Origin of the sequence: Bacillus sp. R86525 (assembly GCF_042466195.1) — a bacterium.
In the GTDB taxonomy this organism is placed as follows: Bacteria; Bacillota; Bacilli; order Bacillales; family Bacillaceae_G; genus Bacillus_A; species Bacillus_A nitratireducens.
The window spans coordinates 189,929-207,032 of record NZ_JAXHPX010000007.1 but is presented as its reverse complement, the minus strand read 5'-3'; the positions used below and the strand labels follow the sequence as shown (position 1 = coordinate 207,032).

At 36.4% G+C, this 17,104-nt stretch carries 19 protein-coding genes; 8 read left to right on the top strand and 11 right to left on the bottom strand.

Annotated features, from left to right (window positions below):
- The first annotated feature begins 138 nt into the window (after positions 1-138).
- The 4 genes from hemQ to gerQ all read left to right on the top strand — a co-directional run bounded on the left by hemQ (position 139) and on the right by gerQ (position 3,408).
- Complete coding sequence (hemQ, locus tag SJY24_RS03445) at positions 139-882, top strand: hydrogen peroxide-dependent heme synthase (RefSeq protein ID WP_377863757.1); 744 nt, start codon at positions 139-141, stop codon at positions 880-882.
- 195 nt (positions 883-1,077) lie between these two features.
- Positions 1,078-2,355: a serine hydrolase gene (locus SJY24_RS03440; RefSeq protein WP_377863756.1), complete on the top strand. Its 1,278-nt coding sequence runs from the start codon at positions 1,078-1,080 to the stop codon at positions 2,353-2,355.
- Between the two features lie 174 nt (positions 2,356-2,529).
- A complete protein-coding gene (gene cwlJ / locus SJY24_RS03435) occupies positions 2,530-2,952 on the top strand; it encodes a cell wall hydrolase CwlJ (protein WP_000538152.1) in 423 nt (140 codons plus the stop codon).
- Positions 2,953-2,979: 27 nt separating this feature from the next.
- The gene (gerQ, locus tag SJY24_RS03430) at positions 2,980-3,408 is read left to right on the top strand and encodes a spore coat protein GerQ (protein ID WP_377863754.1); all 429 of its coding nucleotides are present in this window, start codon (positions 2,980-2,982) and stop codon (positions 3,406-3,408) included.
- 31 nt (positions 3,409-3,439) lie between these two features.
- On the opposite strand, the gene SJY24_RS03425 is transcribed toward gerQ, so the two are convergent.
- The 3 genes from SJY24_RS03425 to SJY24_RS03415 all read right to left on the bottom strand — a co-directional run bounded on the left by SJY24_RS03425 (position 3,440) and on the right by SJY24_RS03415 (position 5,158).
- Positions 3,440-3,808 (bottom strand): DUF423 domain-containing protein, encoded by a 369-nt coding sequence (locus tag SJY24_RS03425; RefSeq protein WP_002016371.1) that lies wholly within the window; start codon positions 3,806-3,808, stop codon positions 3,440-3,442.
- A 63-nt stretch (positions 3,809-3,871) separates the two neighbouring features.
- Positions 3,872-4,159: a YwdI family protein gene (locus SJY24_RS03420; protein WP_377863753.1), complete on the bottom strand. Its 288-nt coding sequence runs from the start codon at positions 4,157-4,159 to the stop codon at positions 3,872-3,874.
- Between the two features lie 6 nt (positions 4,160-4,165).
- Positions 4,166-5,158, bottom strand: coding sequence for a potassium channel family protein (locus tag SJY24_RS03415; protein WP_377867207.1), 993 nt, complete (start codon positions 5,156-5,158; stop codon positions 4,166-4,168).
- Positions 5,159-5,253: 95 nt separating this feature from the next.
- Here SJY24_RS03415 and SJY24_RS03410 point away from each other — a divergent pair, with 95 nt between their 5' ends.
- The 3 genes from SJY24_RS03410 to SJY24_RS03400 all read left to right on the top strand — a co-directional run bounded on the left by SJY24_RS03410 (position 5,254) and on the right by SJY24_RS03400 (position 8,199).
- A complete protein-coding gene (locus tag SJY24_RS03410) occupies positions 5,254-6,537 on the top strand; it encodes a purine/pyrimidine permease (protein ID WP_377863752.1) in 1,284 nt (427 codons plus the stop codon).
- Between the two features lie 340 nt (positions 6,538-6,877).
- On the top strand, positions 6,878-7,699 hold the full coding sequence (locus tag SJY24_RS03405; RefSeq protein ID WP_377863751.1) for a Cof-type HAD-IIB family hydrolase: 822 nt from the start codon (positions 6,878-6,880) through the stop codon (positions 7,697-7,699).
- A 209-nt stretch (positions 7,700-7,908) separates the two neighbouring features.
- Positions 7,909-8,199, top strand: a complete 291-nt coding sequence (locus SJY24_RS03400) for a DUF3817 domain-containing protein (protein ID WP_002144657.1) — start codon at positions 7,909-7,911, stop codon at positions 8,197-8,199.
- Between the two features lie 52 nt (positions 8,200-8,251).
- On the opposite strand, the gene SJY24_RS03395 is transcribed toward SJY24_RS03400, so the two are convergent.
- The 5 genes from SJY24_RS03395 to SJY24_RS03375 form a co-directional block, all read right to left on the bottom strand.
- The gene (locus SJY24_RS03395) at positions 8,252-8,929 is read right to left on the bottom strand and encodes a uracil-DNA glycosylase (RefSeq protein WP_377863750.1); all 678 of its coding nucleotides are present in this window, start codon (positions 8,927-8,929) and stop codon (positions 8,252-8,254) included.
- Positions 8,930-8,948: 19 nt separating this feature from the next.
- Positions 8,949-9,941 (bottom strand): ABC transporter permease subunit, encoded by a 993-nt coding sequence (locus SJY24_RS03390; protein WP_001206485.1) that lies wholly within the window; start codon positions 9,939-9,941, stop codon positions 8,949-8,951.
- Positions 9,934-10,851, bottom strand: coding sequence for an ABC transporter ATP-binding protein (locus tag SJY24_RS03385; protein ID WP_377863749.1), 918 nt, complete (start codon positions 10,849-10,851; stop codon positions 9,934-9,936). The genes SJY24_RS03390 and SJY24_RS03385 overlap by 8 nt, the downstream gene beginning before the upstream one ends.
- Positions 10,848-11,657: an SGNH/GDSL hydrolase family protein gene (locus SJY24_RS03380; RefSeq protein WP_098271146.1), complete on the bottom strand. Its 810-nt coding sequence runs from the start codon at positions 11,655-11,657 to the stop codon at positions 10,848-10,850. The genes SJY24_RS03385 and SJY24_RS03380 overlap by 4 nt, the downstream gene beginning before the upstream one ends.
- 81 nt (positions 11,658-11,738) lie before the next feature.
- Positions 11,739-12,716 carry a LacI family DNA-binding transcriptional regulator gene (locus SJY24_RS03375; RefSeq protein ID WP_377863747.1) on the bottom strand — a complete coding sequence of 326 codons (978 nt, stop codon included), beginning with the start codon at positions 12,714-12,716 and terminating at the stop codon, positions 11,739-11,741.
- Positions 12,717-12,813: 97 nt separating this feature from the next.
- On the opposite strand from SJY24_RS03375, the gene SJY24_RS03370 reads away from it, so the two are divergent.
- Positions 12,814-13,440 carry a YczE/YyaS/YitT family protein gene (locus SJY24_RS03370; protein ID WP_097831415.1) on the top strand — a complete coding sequence of 209 codons (627 nt, stop codon included), beginning with the start codon at positions 12,814-12,816 and terminating at the stop codon, positions 13,438-13,440.
- A 29-nt stretch (positions 13,441-13,469) separates the two neighbouring features.
- Here SJY24_RS03370 and SJY24_RS03365 read toward each other — a convergent pair whose 3' ends face one another.
- From SJY24_RS03365 to SJY24_RS03355, 3 genes are all read right to left on the bottom strand, one after another.
- Complete coding sequence (locus SJY24_RS03365) at positions 13,470-14,765, bottom strand: homoserine dehydrogenase (protein WP_377863746.1); 1,296 nt, start codon at positions 14,763-14,765, stop codon at positions 13,470-13,472.
- A 139-nt stretch (positions 14,766-14,904) separates the two neighbouring features.
- Positions 14,905-15,810: a homoserine O-acetyltransferase MetA gene (gene metA, locus SJY24_RS03360; RefSeq protein ID WP_377863745.1), complete on the bottom strand. Its 906-nt coding sequence runs from the start codon at positions 15,808-15,810 to the stop codon at positions 14,905-14,907.
- Positions 15,794-17,092 (bottom strand): bifunctional O-acetylhomoserine aminocarboxypropyltransferase/cysteine synthase, encoded by a 1,299-nt coding sequence (locus SJY24_RS03355; RefSeq protein WP_377863744.1) that lies wholly within the window; start codon positions 17,090-17,092, stop codon positions 15,794-15,796. The genes metA and SJY24_RS03355 overlap by 17 nt, the downstream gene beginning before the upstream one ends.
- Positions 17,093-17,104: the final 12 nt, after the last annotated feature.

The window sequence follows — 17,104 nt, the reverse complement described above, 5'->3', positions numbered from 1 at the left end:
CCCTTTAAGCCTTATCTCCTCCTATTTTTAAGTAAATTTAAATGTGACAATTTTATGCGCCGAAACTTTATGTAGATGTTTTTAATCCTATATATGCTATAGTTAACGTGTAAAATATCATTAACTGAGGTGAATAGAATGAGTGAAGCAACAACAACGTTAGATGGCTGGTATTGTTTACATGATTTACGTTCTATTGATTGGGCAGCATGGAAAACATTATCTAATGACGAACGCGGACAAGCAATGTCTGAATTTTTAAATGTCGTTGAAAAATGGAACGAAGTAGCTGCTGCGAAAAAAGGCAGTCATGCAATGTATACAGTTGTTGGTCAAAAAGCAGATATTATGCTTATGATCTTACGTCCAACAATGGAAGAATTAAATGAAATCGAAACAGAATTAAATAAAACAACATTAGCTGAATATTTAGTTCCTGCATATTCTTACGTATCTGTTGTTGAACTAAGCAACTACCTTCCAGCTGATGAAGATCCATACCAAAACCCACAAATCTTAGCTCGCTTATATCCTGAGTTACCAAAAGCAAATCATATTTGCTTCTATCCAATGGACAAGCGTCGCCAAGGTGATGACAACTGGTACATGCTTCCTATGGAAGAACGTAAAAAAATGATGTACAGTCACAGTAAAATCGGTCGCCAATACGCAGGGAAAGTACGCCAAGTAATTTCAGGATCAGTCGGATTCGACGATTTCGAGTGGGGCGTAACATTATTCGCTGACGATGTTCTTCAATTTAAGAAGCTTATATATGAAATGCGCTTCGATGAAGTAAGTGCTCGTTACGGTGAATTCGGTACATTCTTCGTTGGGAACATTTTACCAGACGAAAAAGTAGAGAAATTTTTTCACATATAATAATGAAAAAGGAACGAATTTCGTTCCTTTTTTTATTATCCTCTATATTTACCCACAAAAAACTTCTTTTCTCTGCAAATTTGAACAAAAATCGACAAATTCTTTTCAAATTTCTTGTAAGATTGTAACCTTTTCACATCCAAGTTTATGCTAAAATGGTACGAGCTATATGCTAATAACGATGCGAAGGTGATAATGTATATGAAGAAAATCTTGTCTATTTTACTAGCGTTTCTATTGTCAATTTCTTCCTTAGGAGTAACAACATCCCATGCGGAAGAAAAAATACATATAGAGGCAGCTGCTGCACTGCTATTTGATGCAGATACAGGAAAAATACTGCATGAACAAAATCCAGATGAATTACTAGCTATCGCTAGTATGTCAAAATTAATTGTTGTTTATGCCGTATTAGAAGCAATTAAAGAAGGAAAAATCACTTGGGATACGAAAGTAAACATTTCTGATTACGCTTATGAAGTTTCACGTAATAATGAATTCTCTAACGTACCGTTCGAAAAGGGACGCCAATATACTGTAAAAGAATTATATCATTCTATCGTTATCTTCTCTGCGAATGGATCTAGTATTGCTTTAGCAGAATTACTTGCAGGCAGTGAGAAAAACTTCTTAAATCTTGCAAATGAACATGCAAAAAAACTAGGGTTAAAGAAATATAAATTTGTAAACGCTACTGGGTTGAATAACGCTGATTTAAAAGGGAAACATCCTGAAGGAACTGATCCGAATGGAGAAAACTCTATGTCAGCCCGCGATATGGGTATTCTTTCAAAAACAATTATTACAAAGTATCCAGAAATGCTAGAGGATACAAAACAAAGATTTAGAAACTTCCCAGATAATCATCCGAAACCAATTCGTATGGAAAATTGGAACTGGATGTTACCAGGTGCTGCTTTCTCCTATGAAGGAGCAGATGGTTTAAAAACAGGAAGTTCTGATACCGCTGGATATGGATTCACTATTACAGCAAAACGTGGTGATTTACGCCTTATTTCAGTTATTATTAAAACAAAATCAATGGATGAGCGTTTCACAGAATCTCGTGCATTAATTGAATATGGGTTTAATAACTTCGAAAAACAGAAATTAAAAGTAGATAAAAACAACAAAATTTCTGTAGTAAAAGGCAAAGAAGACTACATAACAGTTGCACCAGAAAAAGAAGTGACAGTAGTTGCTGCAAAGGGTAGCAAAGCACCTTACAAAATTTCTACTGAAGCGGATAAGTCACTCGCTGAAGATGGACATTTAGTTGCTCCTATTAAGAAAGATGCAAAGGTCGGTTCCATCGTTTTAGAACCAACTGATAAATACGGTTTCTTAGACGGAAATAAAAGTATGAAAGTTACTGCAAAAACGACAGAAGAAGTAGAAAAAGCAAATTGGTTCGTATTAACAATGCGTTCCGTTGGTGATTTCTTCTCAAACTTATGGTCTAAAATATTTTAATGATAAAAAAGCTAGCGCGAGCTAGCTTTTTTATTTTCCCCTCTAAATGTAAAACTTCGTTTGGTTGTCATATCTGAGTCCTTTTTCTCATACGTATGAACTAGTAATTGTTCCACACTTCATCTAGAAAAAACCTCTTTCCAAAGGGTATTCCAAAAAGAGAGGTGACACATAATGGGTGTTATCGCACATACAGAAGAAGATGTAAAGTTATTAGCTAGACTCATGCGTGCTGAAGCTGAAGGAGAAGGCCAACAAGGCATGCTAATGGTTGGAAATGTCGGTGTAAATCGTGTCCGCGGAAATTGTTTAGATTTTAAAAAAGTACGGAACTTACGTCAGATGGTTTATCAAAATCCTGGTGGTTTTGAAGCTACTCAAAAAGGGTATTTTTATCAACGAGCACGCGAACAAGACATTGCCTTAGCAAGACGGACCATTCAAGGACAACGTTTTTGGCCTGCAAATTTCGCTTTATGGTTTTTCAGACCTGAAGGTCCTTGCCCACCAACTTGGTATGACCAACAAAACTCTGGACGGTTTAAAAAGCACTGCTTCTTCCAACCATCCGGTGAGGATTGTCCAAGCGTATATTAAGGAATGAAAATGAGGAGGGATTTTTGAATGGCACAGCAACAAAATCCATACTATGGAACAGGTTTTTATCAACCATCTGGAACTTATGTACAACCGCAACAAATGACCGCGCAGCAACAGCAACAACAGCAAGCGATGCAACAACAAGCTGCTCAAGCTCAACTTGCAGTTTCTCAAGGTATGTTACCACTAGAGCAATCTTATATTGAAAATATCCTTCGTTTAAACAAAGGTAAGCAGGCTACAGTTGTAATGACTTATGAACGTGGTAGCTCGCTTGGCACACAATCTTATACAGGGATCATCGAGGCAGCCGGCCGTGATCATATCGTTATTAGTGAGCCAAAATCTGGAAAACGCTTTTTACTACTAATGATTTATTTAGATTATGTAGAATTCCCAGGAGAAATTGCGTATTTACCTGGTCAACAAGCAACTTATGCTCCAAGACCATAAAAAAAAGCTGGCGAATGCCAGCTTTTGTTTTTTATAACCCTTTTACAACTGCAGTTCCGACTAAGATCCACGCCACAATAAACGCTACACCACCGAGAGGTGTAATTGGGCCAAAGAATTTAATACCTGTTGTACTTAATGCGTAAAGACTACCTGAGAACATAATAATCCCAGCTACCATAAGCCAACCTGCAGTGCTTAAAAGTGATGATTGCATTTTGTCCATTAATAGGGCAACTACAAATAAGCCACCTGCATGAAACATTTGATATGTAACGCCTGTTTTCCACACCTCTAACATTTTTGCAGAAATTTTATTTTCTAAACCATGTGCTCCAAAAGCCCCTAATGCAACAGATAATCCTGCTGCAATACAACCTAGTAAAAAGAAAATTTTCATCTTAATTCCCCTTTTTATTTTTATCATAAGCAATTTTCACATATAATCCAAACGATTTAATCCTTAAAAATCAAATAAAGAATTACCATTTGCACCTTCTTCTTTTATATACACAGGCTCTCCAGAAACTGGCATAACCGGTTGAACTGTTGTTATAGGCTGAGATCCGATTATTTGTGATTGAACTTGTGGTTCTCTATACGTAGGAGGCTCGACTTGTTCATCTAATAATAAATCACATAATGCACGCACAACTAATAAATGCTCTTTTGATTTTTGTCCTTCACTACTTTTTGCCTTTGCAATTTCACTCGCCATTTTATTTAAAACCTTATCGCTAGATACTTGCATTCCTTGTCACCTCTTACTTTGTAGTTCTTTCTCAAATTGCCCCAGTTTCTCCACTGAACCAAATACTATTATCATATCATGTTCTTGCAATTTTTCCTGCCCTGTTGGATTATGGATAATATACCCATCTCTTAAAATCGCTAAAATCGTTACATCAAATCGATTCCTTACATCACTCTCTAGTAAGGATTTTTGGGCTAAAATAGAACCTTCCCCCACCTGAATTTCTTCAATTACAAAGGATTGCTCTATTCCATACAATACTGTATCAATATAATGAACTGTTAACGGATTCGCAATACCTTTTGCGATATGAATTCCTGCCATACTAGATGGATTAATAACCTTATTTGCACCAGCGCGTCGTAATTTCTCTTCTGTTTCTGGCTTTTCAGCTCTTGCTACAATTTTAATTGCATCGTTCAGTCCCCTTGCTGTTAATGTAATAAATACATTTTCAGCATCGTTTGCTACGATAGCAACTAGACCCGCTGCCTTCGAAATTCCAGCGTTATGTAATACTTGATCTTCCGTTGCATCTCCGTGTACATATAAAAGTTTTTCCTGCTCCAATATACTTTCATCTTTATCCACAACTACAAATGGAATTTTCTTTTCCTGCAATTCATGTACAACTTGAAGCCCTACTCTACCGCATCCACACACTATAATATGATTTTCTAACTGTGCTATTTGTTTATCCATCTTCTTCCTCCGCACTGCATGAAATAAATTCCCTTCAATAATCATAGCTGCTACTACCCCAATTGCATACGTAACGATACCGACGCCAATAGGTATAATAAGAAGAGCAAAAACTTTTCCCGCCTGCGTTACAGGAACCGCATCTCCATATCCAACAGTTAACACAGTAATCATCGTCATCCAAAATGCTTGAAATAAACTAATCTCTTCAATTGTCATAAATCCTAGTGTTCCTAGAATTACAACAAAAGTCATACATACAACTGCTATCCATAATTGCTTACGTGCACTCATATTATGTTTCAACTCTTTTCTCTATCTACAATCTTTGCCAGAGGAAATGAAATACGTATATACTAGAAACGGAATCTATGAAAGAGGTCGATATAATGAAGATATTTCTTTCTGCCTTGCAATGGGCACTATTTATTTTAGCTGGAAGTCTTATTGTACCAATTAGTGTCGCAACTAGTTACGGTCTTGATGGCGCTGAAGCCATCGCGTTTGTACAAAGAACATTATTTGTTCTCGGATTTGCTGGTCTCTTGCAAGCTATATTTGGGCATAAACTTCCTATCCAAGAAGGTCCTGCAGGCCTTTGGTGGGGAATTTTCTCCCTTTATGCAAGTTTAGGCGTCGTATTATTTGGATCAAGCAATGAAACGCTTAAGGTCCTCCAGTACGCTTTCCTATTAAGCGGAATCATTTGTATTATTCTTAGTGTTTTTGGACTTATCGATAAACTAGTTCGTTACTTTACACCGACAGTAATTGGAACATATCTATTCCTTCTTGTCGCACAACTTAGTGGCTCCTTCTTAAAAGGCATGTTTGGTCTTGATGGACAACACACAGAAGTACAGGCTAACGTATTTATTCTTTCACTCATTGTTATTTTACTATCTTTTTTCATTATGAAGCTACCTATTATTGGACAATATTCCGTTCTTTTCAGTATCGTCTTCGGCTGGATATTATTCGCATGCTTCGGATTATCTAATCCAGTGACACCTGTGACAGATATAATTCGTCTTCCATCTCTATTTGTTTTCGGAATGCCTCGCATTGAATGGAACATGGCAATTACAGTAGTTTTCGTCACACTACTACTTCTAACAAATATGTTAGCAAGTATTCGCGTTGTACAAAAGGTTGTTTCTAAATATGAAAAAGATGCCGCTCCAGATCGCTTCAAACAAGCTGGCATTATAACAGGAATAAATCAATTACTAGGCGGCCTATTTTCAGCCATTGGTCCTGTTGCCATTTCTGGATCAGCAGGATTTATCGCAACGACAAATATTTATAAACGCCTCCCATTTATGTTAGGGTCAAGCTTTATCATTCTTGTTAGTATCTTCCCAAAGATTACTTCATTCTTTGCAGCAATCCCCGTTGCAGTTGGGTATGCTGCGATTTACCCTGTATTTGCAAGCATGATTGGTCTCGCTTTTCGCGAATATAACACTGTACAAAATAAAGAACAATTATTTAAAGTAGCAGGTCTTTCAATATTTACAGGAGTGGGAGTTATGTTCATTCCGGCAGGAGCATTTTCTACGCTACCACCATTTTTAGCATCATTCTTAAGTAATGGTCTCGTTCTCGGATCCGTAATGGCTATCTTGCTGGAAATACTATTTTCTCGTTCGAACGAAAAGCAACTATCGTAAATTGGAAAACTTCCATTATTGCACTCTACCTTTAGAGTTGTTACGATAATGATAAAGTGAAACTTTAATCAGTGGGGTTTTTGTTCATCCCCACTGATTATTAGCCCACACCAATCGGGCGTTTACGGGTAGTTAATCTCCCAGCTAAATTTTGAGGTGAGAGTCTTACTGCCCGCAAATAGCGGGATAAAATATCATGGGCAACACGCTCATGATATTTTATACTAACAATGCAGAACCTTTCTTATCTTCATGCAAAGAGGTTCGATGTCTTACTATATATTCCCCAATATCTTCATAAAAATTTATTTCTATTCCAACAAAGAGAGGAATTTTCTATATGACTTATAAAATGATTGTTTTAGACTTAGATGATACTTTATTACGTGATGACCATACCATTTCACCTCGTACGAAAGAGGCTTTAATGACAGCACAAGAGCAAGGAGTTAAAGTTGTACTGGCTTCTGGGCGTCCAACGTTTGGTATGCGTAATGTTGCAAAGGAACTTCGTTTAGAAGAATACGACAGTTTCATTCTATCCTTTAATGGTGCAAAAATTATTAACTGTAGAACAAACGAAGAGATCTTTAGTAGTACGCTATCTCCTGAAATCGTTCACAACCTATTTGAAATTAGTAAAACTGAAGATGTATGGATTCATACTTATATTGGCGATGATATCGTGACAGAAGAAAATAATCCTTATACTGAAATTGAGGGCGATATTACTGGTATGCCAATTGTTGTAGTAGATGACTTTAAGGCTGCTGTTAAAGAGCCTGTAGTAAAAGTATTAATGAATAAAGAAGCTGAACGCCTTGTTGAAGTAGAAAAGAAACTACAAAAACAACTAGACGGCCAATTAAGCGTTATGCGTTCTAAACCATTCTTCTTAGAATTTACTGAATATGGTGTTACAAAAGGAACAAGCCTAAACCAGCTAATCCAAAAACTTGGTATTAAGCGTGAAGAAGTTATCGCAATGGGCGATAGCTATAATGACCAAGCAATGATTGAATTCGCCGGTCTTGGTGTTGCAATGGGCAATGCACCAGATGATATTAAAGAAATTGCAAACTACGTGACAGATACAAATATGAACGATGGCGTTGCAAAAGTTGTAGAGAAATTCGTTTTAAAAACGGAAGTACTTGTTTAATATTTTCATTCATAAAACCTATTTGAAGTCAAATACTTCAAATAGGTTTTTATTTAAATTACAACGCTTTTGTGACTATATTTTGAACTTTGCACTATTCTCGTAGTGTAAACTTTCTTTTTGTATATAATGAAACAAAATAGACTATTTCATTTTGAAAAAGAATACAAATTTACTATAAACAAGCATACATTAAAGGAGGCTACTTCATGTTATCTACACCAATCGGAAGATTAAGAGCAATCGGCTTAATTGAGGGGATTTCTTTCCTATTACTATTATTTGTAGCAATGCCATTAAAATATTTTGCAGGGTTTGCAACAGCTGTTAAAATTACAGGTATGGCTCATGGCGTTTTATTTATTCTATTCATCTTTGCGGTAATTCAAGTAACAATCGTACACCGTAAAACAATTTTATGGGCACTTGGTGCGCTTGTTGCATCAGTTATCCCATTTGGTACTTTTGTACTAGATGCAAAACTAAAAAATGAACAGTAATAGTAAAAAGAGTAAAAAGGTAGTTAACAATTGTTAGCTACCTTTTTTGCGTTTATATATTCGGAATTTGCCAATCGATTTCTTTTTCATCCATGTTAGATAGAATCTCATTTACTTTAGAGTAGGGCTTACTACCAAAGAAACCTCGTCTTGCTGATAATGGACTTGGATGTACAGATTCAATAATATGATGATTCGTATTCGTAATTAACTTTTTCTTCGCCTGCGCGTGACGTCCCCACAGTATGAAAATAACTGGCTTTTCACGTTCATTTAATAGCTCAATTACGCGATCTGTGAAATGCTCCCATCCTTTTCCCTTATGAGAGTTCGCTTCACCTTGTCGAACTGTTAATACAGTATTTAATAATAAAATTCCTTGCTCCGCCCACTTTACTAAATAACCGTTATTTGGAATTTCATAACCATATTCATCTCGAAGTTCTTTATACATATTTAACAATGACGGTGGTGTCTTAATATCAGGTTGTACAGAAAAGCTTAAACCATGCGCTTGATTCGGTCCATGATATGGATCCTGTCCTAAAATGACAACCTTTGTATTTTCATAACTTGTATACTGAAGAGCGTTAAAAATATCTTCTACCTTTGGATAAACAACATGTGTACTGTACTCTTCTTTCAAAAAATCAGCTAGCGTACGATAATATTCTTTCTCAAATTCTGGTGCCAATAATGGCCCCCAATCATTCTTTAAAACATTTTTCATGCTTTCACTTCCTGTCCAATTAATTCACCATATCCTGCCTTGTAAATACTACAAACGAAATAATAAGGGAAACAACTGCCCAAACAGTTAAATTCATTAAAGAAAATCCCATCGATAAACCTTGTAATGCAGGTAATTTTCCTGATAAATAATCCGTTAACGTTAAGTTCACACTAAAAATATATTTCGCACCTTCCCAAGATGTTGCGAATGAGCTTAAAATGCCTCCTGCAATTAATGCGGCTAGCATAACGCCCATACCAGCTGGTGTATTACGAATTAAAACAGAGACCATAAATGATATAGTTCCGACAACGATAGCAACAAACCAAGCTAATCCATACGCCATTAAGATGTATTGCCACTGCGGAATAAGATGTACAAAATTCGTATTTAATGTCTCCTTATCAATGACGAATCCTGTTAAAACAGGCAAGTTCCATCCAGAGTATCCAAATACAAGACCGGATAATACGTAAGCAAACAAACCTACAAGAAGCAGTATGAGTGAAATGAAAAATAACATCGTCACGTACTTACTAAGAAGTATTTTCCAGCGCCGGATCGGCCGCGTAAGTAACATCTTCATCGTTCCATCACTTCGTTCTCCTGAAACAATATCAATAGCGACAATCATTACAAGAAGCGGAATAAATAATGTAATTCCTTGCTCAATAAATGCTCTTACAAAAGTCGGCGCGCCCGGCGCCATCGGGTTAATATCATGATCTAAATAATATTGTTGTTGCTCCACTCTTACTTTTAGCCAATCACGCCATTCTTCTGGCAATCTAGAGTTGTTCAAACGGTTCTGTGAATCAACAATTTGTTGTTGTAATGAAACTTTCCAATCCGTTGTACCAAGTCTTTTTTGTGTTGTTTCTATTTCGCGATACTGAGCATACACGAAAAGTGGGATCAAGATTGCTAAAATAAGCATGACAACAAAAATACGTTTCTTACGATAAATTTTCTCCGATTCATTTAAAACTAAATTCGCAAATTCACGCATGCTGCTCACCCCTTGTGAGTTCAATAAATAAATCCTCTAGCGTAAATACCAATTCCTTAACGCTATGCACATCTATCCCATTTTCTACAAAGAGTTTATTCCAACTACTTATAGATGCAATATCCATGCGGCATAATAATCGGTCACCTTCTATACTCACTTCCCTTACTTCCTCAGCATCTTCAAGCATATTTTTCGCCTTAGAGATCGGTGTAACAATCCATTCCACACGATCACTTGCTGTTTTAATTAACTCTTCAATCGGTGCAACTGTTATCATTTTTCCTTTATGAATAATAGCAACACGATCGCATATCATTTGTACTTCACTTAGCAAGTGACTTGAAATAAACACACTCATATTTTCTTCTTTCACAAGCTTATGTATAAATTCCCTAAGTTCTCTAATTCCAGCTGGGTCTAAACCATTTGTTGGCTCATCTAATATGAGCAATTTGGGATTTCCAAGAAGCGCCTGGGCAATTCCAAGGCGCTGTTTCATACCGAGTGAGTATGTTTTTACCTTGTCGTGAATTCTTTCATCCAAATGAACCATTTGAGCAATTTCAACAATACGTTCATCTGATATACCACCTAGCATACGGGCAAATTGTTTTAAATTTTCCCATCCAGTTAAATATGTATACAGTTCTGGGTTTTCAACGATACTCCCTATTTGACGCATCGCTTCTCTGAAATTTTCCTTAATAGAATAACCACCGATAGAAATCGTACCTTCTGTTTCTTTAATCAATCCAACTAACATTCGAATTGTAGTCGTTTTTCCGGCACCATTCGGCCCTAGGAAGCCAAACACTTCCCCTTGTTTTACATCGAAGGAAATATTCTCTACAATTGTCTTCTTTCCAATTACCTTCTTCACGTCTCGTACGGAAAGTATCGTCGTCATTTTACCCCTCCTTGTTCTAGTTTTAATTTACTCACTACATTTTGAACTAATCGGTCTGCCATATATGTATACCCTACTTCATTCGGATGAAAATGATCGGAGTATAATAATTCTTTCCCGCGGTTTTGGAATAAATCAAATGTCGGTGTAATATATACATTTTTATCATTTAGCGCTAATTTTTCTAAAGATGCATTCCAGTCTACAACGATGTTTGAAGAACCTTTTAAATCTTCTACATCTTCAAAAGGATTGTATAAACCCAGCCAAAAAATAGGGCTATCTGTATTTAACTTACGAATTTCTTCTATTATTTTCTTTGCTTCATTTTGGAACGTCGCTGTATCAGGACGGTATGTTTCTAAATCTATCTTTCCAAGCGATTCCCAACCTGGAAATAAATCATTTCCTCCAATTGTCAAAACGATTACATCTGCTTGCTTAATTGAATATTGAGCGCCACTACTCTCAATTTGTTTTAATAAGTCGGGCATTTTCGCACCACTAACAGCTAAATTTGTTAACGCAACCTTTTGCTTATAATCTTTTTGTAAATCCTCTTTCATACGTCCAATATAGCCAATTCCTTCTTTATCACCAACACCACGTGTTAATGAATCACCTAAACTAACGATTTGTAACGTTCCCGTTTTCTTTTTCTCTTTTGCCACTACATCGGTCTTTTTAATTAAATTTGAAGCTTTCGGATTTAATACATCATTTACACCTGAAACAAAGCCATATGCAAATAAACAGAAAGATGCAATTGTAATGAGTAGAATTACTTTTACTACTTTTGATCTCATATCAAAACCCCTTTAGCCCTCATAGATTGTCCATAATTATACCAAACGCAATTTTGAAAAGCGATTTTCACACCTTCTCCATTAAGTTGTTTCTCTATCTACTAACTCTGGTAATAACTCTACATGCTTCACATCTAATTTCTCTTCATTAACCTTTTCATATAATAATTCAAACGCTTTTATCCCAACATTTTTACTAGGATGCGAAATCGTTGTTATACCTAATATATCTGCCACTTCTTGATCATCACATCCGATAATCATAATATCTTCTGGCATTCGAATTCCTTGTTTTTTCGCTTCTGTTACCATTCCCGCAGCAATATGGTTACAGGATACAAGAAACGCCGTCGGTTTTACAGACATACGAGCCCATTCCCTGACTACATTACGCCCATCTTCTACTGTAAAACAACCTTTAAATTTCCAGGCCTCTAACGGTGTTACAGCAATCTGTTGAAGCGAATCCTCATACGCCTGTTTTCTTCTTTGACTATTAATGCTATTACTTCTTCCAATGCAATATCCAATACGTGTATGGCCGTTATCTATTAAGTTTTTCATACCGCGCGAAAAAACTTTATAGTAATCAATATGTACACTTGAAATGTATTTTGAATCTATTTCTTCACACATAACAATTGGACCAAATTTCGTATATTCTTCAAGCTTCTCCTTACTGTTTGCCCTGGAACATATAATAACCCCATCAAGCTTTTTCATTTTTAGCATATTCAGAATTTCTAATTCTCTTTCCTCACTATAATTCGTCTGACAAAGCATCATATTATAATTTTTCTGTGCTGTTTCCTTTGATATTCCCTCAATAATAGCGCTATAATATTGATCATTTACATGCGGCAATAAAACACCGATTACATTTGTTTTTCCTTTCACTAAATGAATTGCATTTATATTTTGCGTATAATTCAATTCTTCTATAATTGCTAAAATTTCTTTTCGTTTCTGTTCATTTACGTGCGGATGGTTATTAAGCACACGTGAAACTGTTGAAACAGATACCCCAGCGAGTTCAGCAATCTTTCTTATATTCGTCATCTCATTTTCCTCTTCTCACAAAAATTCTCCCTTGACCTGGTAAGCTTTTCACAATATATCCTTTCCTAGCAAATACATTTTGAAAGGATATACAACTATGCTTCGATTCAAATTAGAATATATATTTTTCATTGGCGGTTTACTCATTCTCGCCATCGGTATTAATATGATGACGACAATTACTTCTTTTGGACTTAGCCCTTATGATTCCTTCTTTATTGCACTATATCAAAATTTCGGCATAAGTATTGGTTTTTGGATTTTCATGATTAACTTTGTTTTTACCCTTATCGTACTCTTTTGGGACAAAAAACAAATTACAATCGGCACAATTGTAACGATGATTCTTATTTCTCTTTTTGTTGATTGGGTTGGTTCTATTACAACTATTATGGACGCTATCCGCTCTCTTCCAAAATATATAACACTTATTTGTGGAAATCTATTCATCGGAGCCGGAATCGGTCTTTACGTCTCTACAAACCTTTGCGCAGCACCTCAAGAGGCTTTCGTTTTAACTGTTGCTGAGAAAAAGAAATGGACATTTAGAAGAACAGAAATTTCATTAGCTTTTTTATTTTTAACATTAAGCTTCTTATTGGATGGGCCAATCTATTTTGGAACAATTATCTTATCCTTTACAACAGGTTGGATTATTCAAGCATTTATTCAAGTTGGTACGCAAATTTTAAATAGAAAAAAACCTATTAAGCAAGCCGCTTAATAGGTTTTTTCATTTTATTAGAAGAGATACTACTTAGCATCTCCTTCAATTCGATAGTTTGCTTTCAAACAATCTATTTCTTCATACCCTTGCAACGTATGTAGAATATAATCATAATCAGCAAGAGACGCACGATGCGTTACAATTACAATTTCTGCTTTTCCTTTCTCTTCAAGCGGCATTTGAATAATTTTTTCAAAGCTAACACCGCGCTCTGAGAACAATGACGTGATTTTTGCAAACACACCAATTTCATCTTTCACATGCAGTCTTAAAAACTTTTTCACAACAATTTCATCTGGCTCTTTTAATACTTTTTTATACTGAGGAGATACCGCACTATTTCCGTTTACACCTAACCTAATATTTTGCATTACAGCAACTAGATCTGACACAACAGCTGTCGCTGTCGGTAAGCTTCCTGCTCCCGGTCCATAAAACATCGTTTCTCCTACCGCTTCACCATACACATACACAGCATTATATTCATTTTGCACTGCCGCAAGAGGATGTGCATTTGGAAGTAAAGTTGGTTCAACTGTAACCTCTAATTTTTCACCATCTCGCTTTGCAAGACCAATTAATTTAATTGTATAGCCTAAGCTCTTACTATATTCAATATCTTCTGCTGTAATAGAAGTAATTCCTTTTACCTTCACATCTCCAAGCTCTACATTTGTAGAGAAACCGAGAGTAGCCAAAATCGTCATTTTCCTTGCTGCATCTAAACCTTCTACGTCTGATGTTGGATCTGCTTCTGCAAATCCAAGCTGCTGAGCTTCTTTTAACACGTCGTTATATGCTCTCCCTTCGTCTGACATTTTCGTCAAAATAAAATTTGTCGTTCCATTTACAATTCCCATTACTTTCGTAATAAGATCTGAAGAAAGTCCTTCTACGATGCTTCGTAAAATCGGAATTCCTCCCGCTACACTTGCTTCATAAAATAGATCAGCCTTATTATCCTTTGCTACCGCTAATAATTCCGCTCCGTGTAACGCCATTAAATCTTTATTTGCAGTCACAACGTGCTTCCCACTCTGTAAAGCTTGTAAAATATATGCTTTTGCATCATCAATGCCGCCCATTACTTCGATGACAACATCAATATTAGGATTATCTAAAATTTCATTCACATCTTGTGTTAATAGAGTAGAAGATACCTCGACTTCCCTCTCCTTCTCAATGTTTTGCACTAACACTTTCGTTACTTTCACTGGACAACCTACTTGGTGTATAAGCCGTTCTTGATGATCTGTAATAATACGAACTACACCGCTACCAACTGTCCCAAGACCTAATAAGCCCACTTGAATTTCTTTCATAATACTGTCCACCCCTCAAAATTGTGTTTAGATGAATTATATAGACGAAAAATCTGAAAAACAATGAATTTAGAACATTCGGAAAAATAAAGGTTAATCTTTACAAGGAAAACGCTACCACGTGTTACACAATCTTTCTTTACAATACATAAGGGGTTTCTTGATACACGTAATAATTCAACCAATTAGAGAATAATAAATTCCCATGACTTCTCCACCTAACAAGCGGCTTCTCATCTGGATTATTATGTTTAAAGTAATTTCTTGGCACATCAATATTTAATCCTTTTTGGCGATCCCGTTCGTATTCTTGCTTTAACGTATCACAACTATATTCACTATGTCCGAGTGCAAAAACTTGCCTTCCCTCTTGCCCAATAACAAGATGAACACCCGCTTCTTCAGAATTGGCTAATAACGTTAATTCTTTTACGTTTTCAATATCGCTCTCTCGTACTTCTGTATGACGAGAATGTGGAGCAAAAAATACTTCATCAAACCCTTGTAACAATTTCACATGTTGCTCACGAACCTCATGTTCAAATACACCAAACATTTTTTCCACAAGAGGATACTTCGGCACACCATAGTGATAATACAAACCCGCTTGTGCCCCCCAGCAAATATGAAGCGTAGATGTTACATTCGTTTTTGAGTACTCCATAATACGTCCAAGCTCTTCCCAATAATCTACTTCTTCAAAAGAAAGAGTTTCAACTGGGGCTCCCGTAATAATGAGTCCATCAAATTTTTCATTCTCAATATCACGGAATGTTTTATAGAAGCTCGTTAAATGGTCCTGCGCTACATTGCGAGACAGATGCGATTCCATATGAAGTAAATGAACATCTAATTGCAGCGGTGTATTTCCAATTAGACGCAGTAATTGCGCCTCTGTTTCTTGCTTTGTAGGCATTAAATTTAATATGGCAATTTTCAAAGCACGTATATCTTGTGTTACTGCTCGCTCCTTCGTCATTACAAAAATATTTTCCTTCTGCAATACTTTGCGAGCTGGTAAGTCTTTATCAATTATGATCGGCATGTTGTTTGCCTCCGACTAGCGCCGCTTCTAAATCTGCAATAATATCAGAAACATCTTCTATACCGACCGATAAACGGATTAAATCAGATGTAACGCCAGCTAAACGCTGATTTTCTGCGCTTAACTGTCTGTGCGTCGTACTAGCAGGATGTATTACACAAGTTCTCGCATCAGCTACATGCGTTACGAGAGTTGCAAGTTTTACATTTGCGATAAATTCTTTTGCTGCTTCTAATCCGCCTTTAATACCAAAAGTTAAAACTCCACTAGCACCTTTTTTCAAATACTTTTGTGCTAACGAGTAATTTTCATTACTATCTAATCCTGGATAATTCACCCACTCAATACGATCATGATTAGCAAGCCACTTAGCAACTGCGAGAGCATTTTCACTATGACGCTCCATTCTTAAATGCAGCGTTTCTAAGCCGATATTGCTAATATACGCATTGAATGGGCTCATACAGTTTCCGTAGTCTCTTAATAATTGAACACGTGCCTTCACAATATAAGCTGCTGCACCAAAATTTTGAACGTAACTTACACCGTGATAACTTGGATCCGGTTCAATAAGTTCAGGATATTTCCCATTTGTCCAATCGAAGTTCCCTCCGTCTATTACAATGCCGCCTAGAGAACTTGCATGGCCATCAATATATTTCGTTGTGGAATGGACAATGATATTTGCCCCATGTTCAAACGCCTGGCATAAATAAGGCGTCGCTAATGTATTATCAACGATAAAAGGTACTTCTAATTCTTTTGCTGCCGCTGAAAGTTCTTTGAAATTCAAAACATTCATTGCTGGATTTCCTAGCGATTCCGCATAAACGAGTTTTGTCTTATCATTAGCAAGTGCCGCAATTTCATCTGCTGTTAAATTAGGATTAAAGAACGTAACATCAATGCCAAGCTTACGTAAACTTACTCCAAATAAATTAAATGTTCCCCCGTAAACTGTTGAAGAACAAAGAAGATGATCTCCACTACTACAAATATTTAAAACTGCTAGCATAATGGCCGCCTGCCCAGAAGCTGTCGCAACAGCCCCTACACCGCCTTCTAAATCTGATAACTTCTGCTCAAATGCAGCTAAAGTAGGATTTCCAATACGCGTATATATATATCCTTCTGCCTCTAAATTAAATAATGCCGCTAAATCATCTGAAGTATCGTATTTATACGTTGTACTTTGATAAAGTGGCAAAACACGCGGCTCACCATTTTTTGGCGTATAGCCACCTTGCACACAAATAGTTCCTTTCCCCCATGATTCTCCCATCTCTCATTCTCC

Excerpts from the sequence above, each read along its gene's own strand:
- SJY24_RS03400 (WP_002144657.1), top strand. The coding sequence starts at position 7,909 with ATGTTATCTACACCAATCGGAAGATTAAGAGCAATCGGCTTAATTGAG.
- SJY24_RS03380 (WP_098271146.1), bottom strand. The coding sequence starts at position 11,657 with ATGAGATCAAAAGTAGTAAAAGTAATTCTACTCATTACAATTGCATCT.
- SJY24_RS03365 (WP_377863746.1), bottom strand. The coding sequence starts at position 14,765 with ATGAAAGAAATTCAAGTGGGCTTATTAGGTCTTGGGACAGTTGGTAGC.
- gerQ (WP_377863754.1), top strand. The coding sequence starts at position 2,980 with ATGGCACAGCAACAAAATCCATACTATGGAACAGGTTTTTATCAACCA.
- SJY24_RS03405 (WP_377863751.1), top strand. The coding sequence starts at position 6,878 with ATGACTTATAAAATGATTGTTTTAGACTTAGATGATACTTTATTACGT.
- SJY24_RS03390 (WP_001206485.1), bottom strand. The coding sequence starts at position 9,941 with ATGCGTGAATTTGCGAATTTAGTTTTAAATGAATCGGAGAAAATTTAT.
- SJY24_RS03385 (WP_377863749.1), bottom strand. The coding sequence starts at position 10,851 with ATGACGACGATACTTTCCGTACGAGACGTGAAGAAGGTAATTGGAAAG.
- SJY24_RS03355 (WP_377863744.1), bottom strand. The coding sequence starts at position 17,092 with ATGGGAGAATCATGGGGGAAAGGAACTATTTGTGTGCAAGGTGGCTAT.
- SJY24_RS03415 (WP_377867207.1), bottom strand. The coding sequence starts at position 5,158 with ATGAGTGCACGTAAGCAATTATGGATAGCAGTTGTATGTATGACTTTT.
- SJY24_RS03395 (WP_377863750.1), bottom strand. The coding sequence starts at position 8,929 with ATGAAAAATGTTTTAAAGAATGATTGGGGGCCATTATTGGCACCAGAA.
- SJY24_RS03410 (WP_377863752.1), top strand. The coding sequence starts at position 5,254 with ATGAAGATATTTCTTTCTGCCTTGCAATGGGCACTATTTATTTTAGCT.
- hemQ (WP_377863757.1), top strand. The coding sequence starts at position 139 with ATGAGTGAAGCAACAACAACGTTAGATGGCTGGTATTGTTTACATGAT.
- cwlJ (WP_000538152.1), top strand. The coding sequence starts at position 2,530 with ATGGGTGTTATCGCACATACAGAAGAAGATGTAAAGTTATTAGCTAGA.
- SJY24_RS03420 (WP_377863753.1), bottom strand. The coding sequence starts at position 4,159 with ATGCAAGTATCTAGCGATAAGGTTTTAAATAAAATGGCGAGTGAAATT.
- SJY24_RS03425 (WP_002016371.1), bottom strand. The coding sequence starts at position 3,808 with ATGAAAATTTTCTTTTTACTAGGTTGTATTGCAGCAGGATTATCTGTT.
- SJY24_RS03375 (WP_377863747.1), bottom strand. The coding sequence starts at position 12,716 with ATGACGAATATAAGAAAGATTGCTGAACTCGCTGGGGTATCTGTTTCA.
- metA (WP_377863745.1), bottom strand. The coding sequence starts at position 15,810 with ATGCCGATCATAATTGATAAAGACTTACCAGCTCGCAAAGTATTGCAG.
- SJY24_RS03440 (WP_377863756.1), top strand. The coding sequence starts at position 1,078 with ATGTATATGAAGAAAATCTTGTCTATTTTACTAGCGTTTCTATTGTCA.
- SJY24_RS03370 (WP_097831415.1), top strand. The coding sequence starts at position 12,814 with ATGCTTCGATTCAAATTAGAATATATATTTTTCATTGGCGGTTTACTC.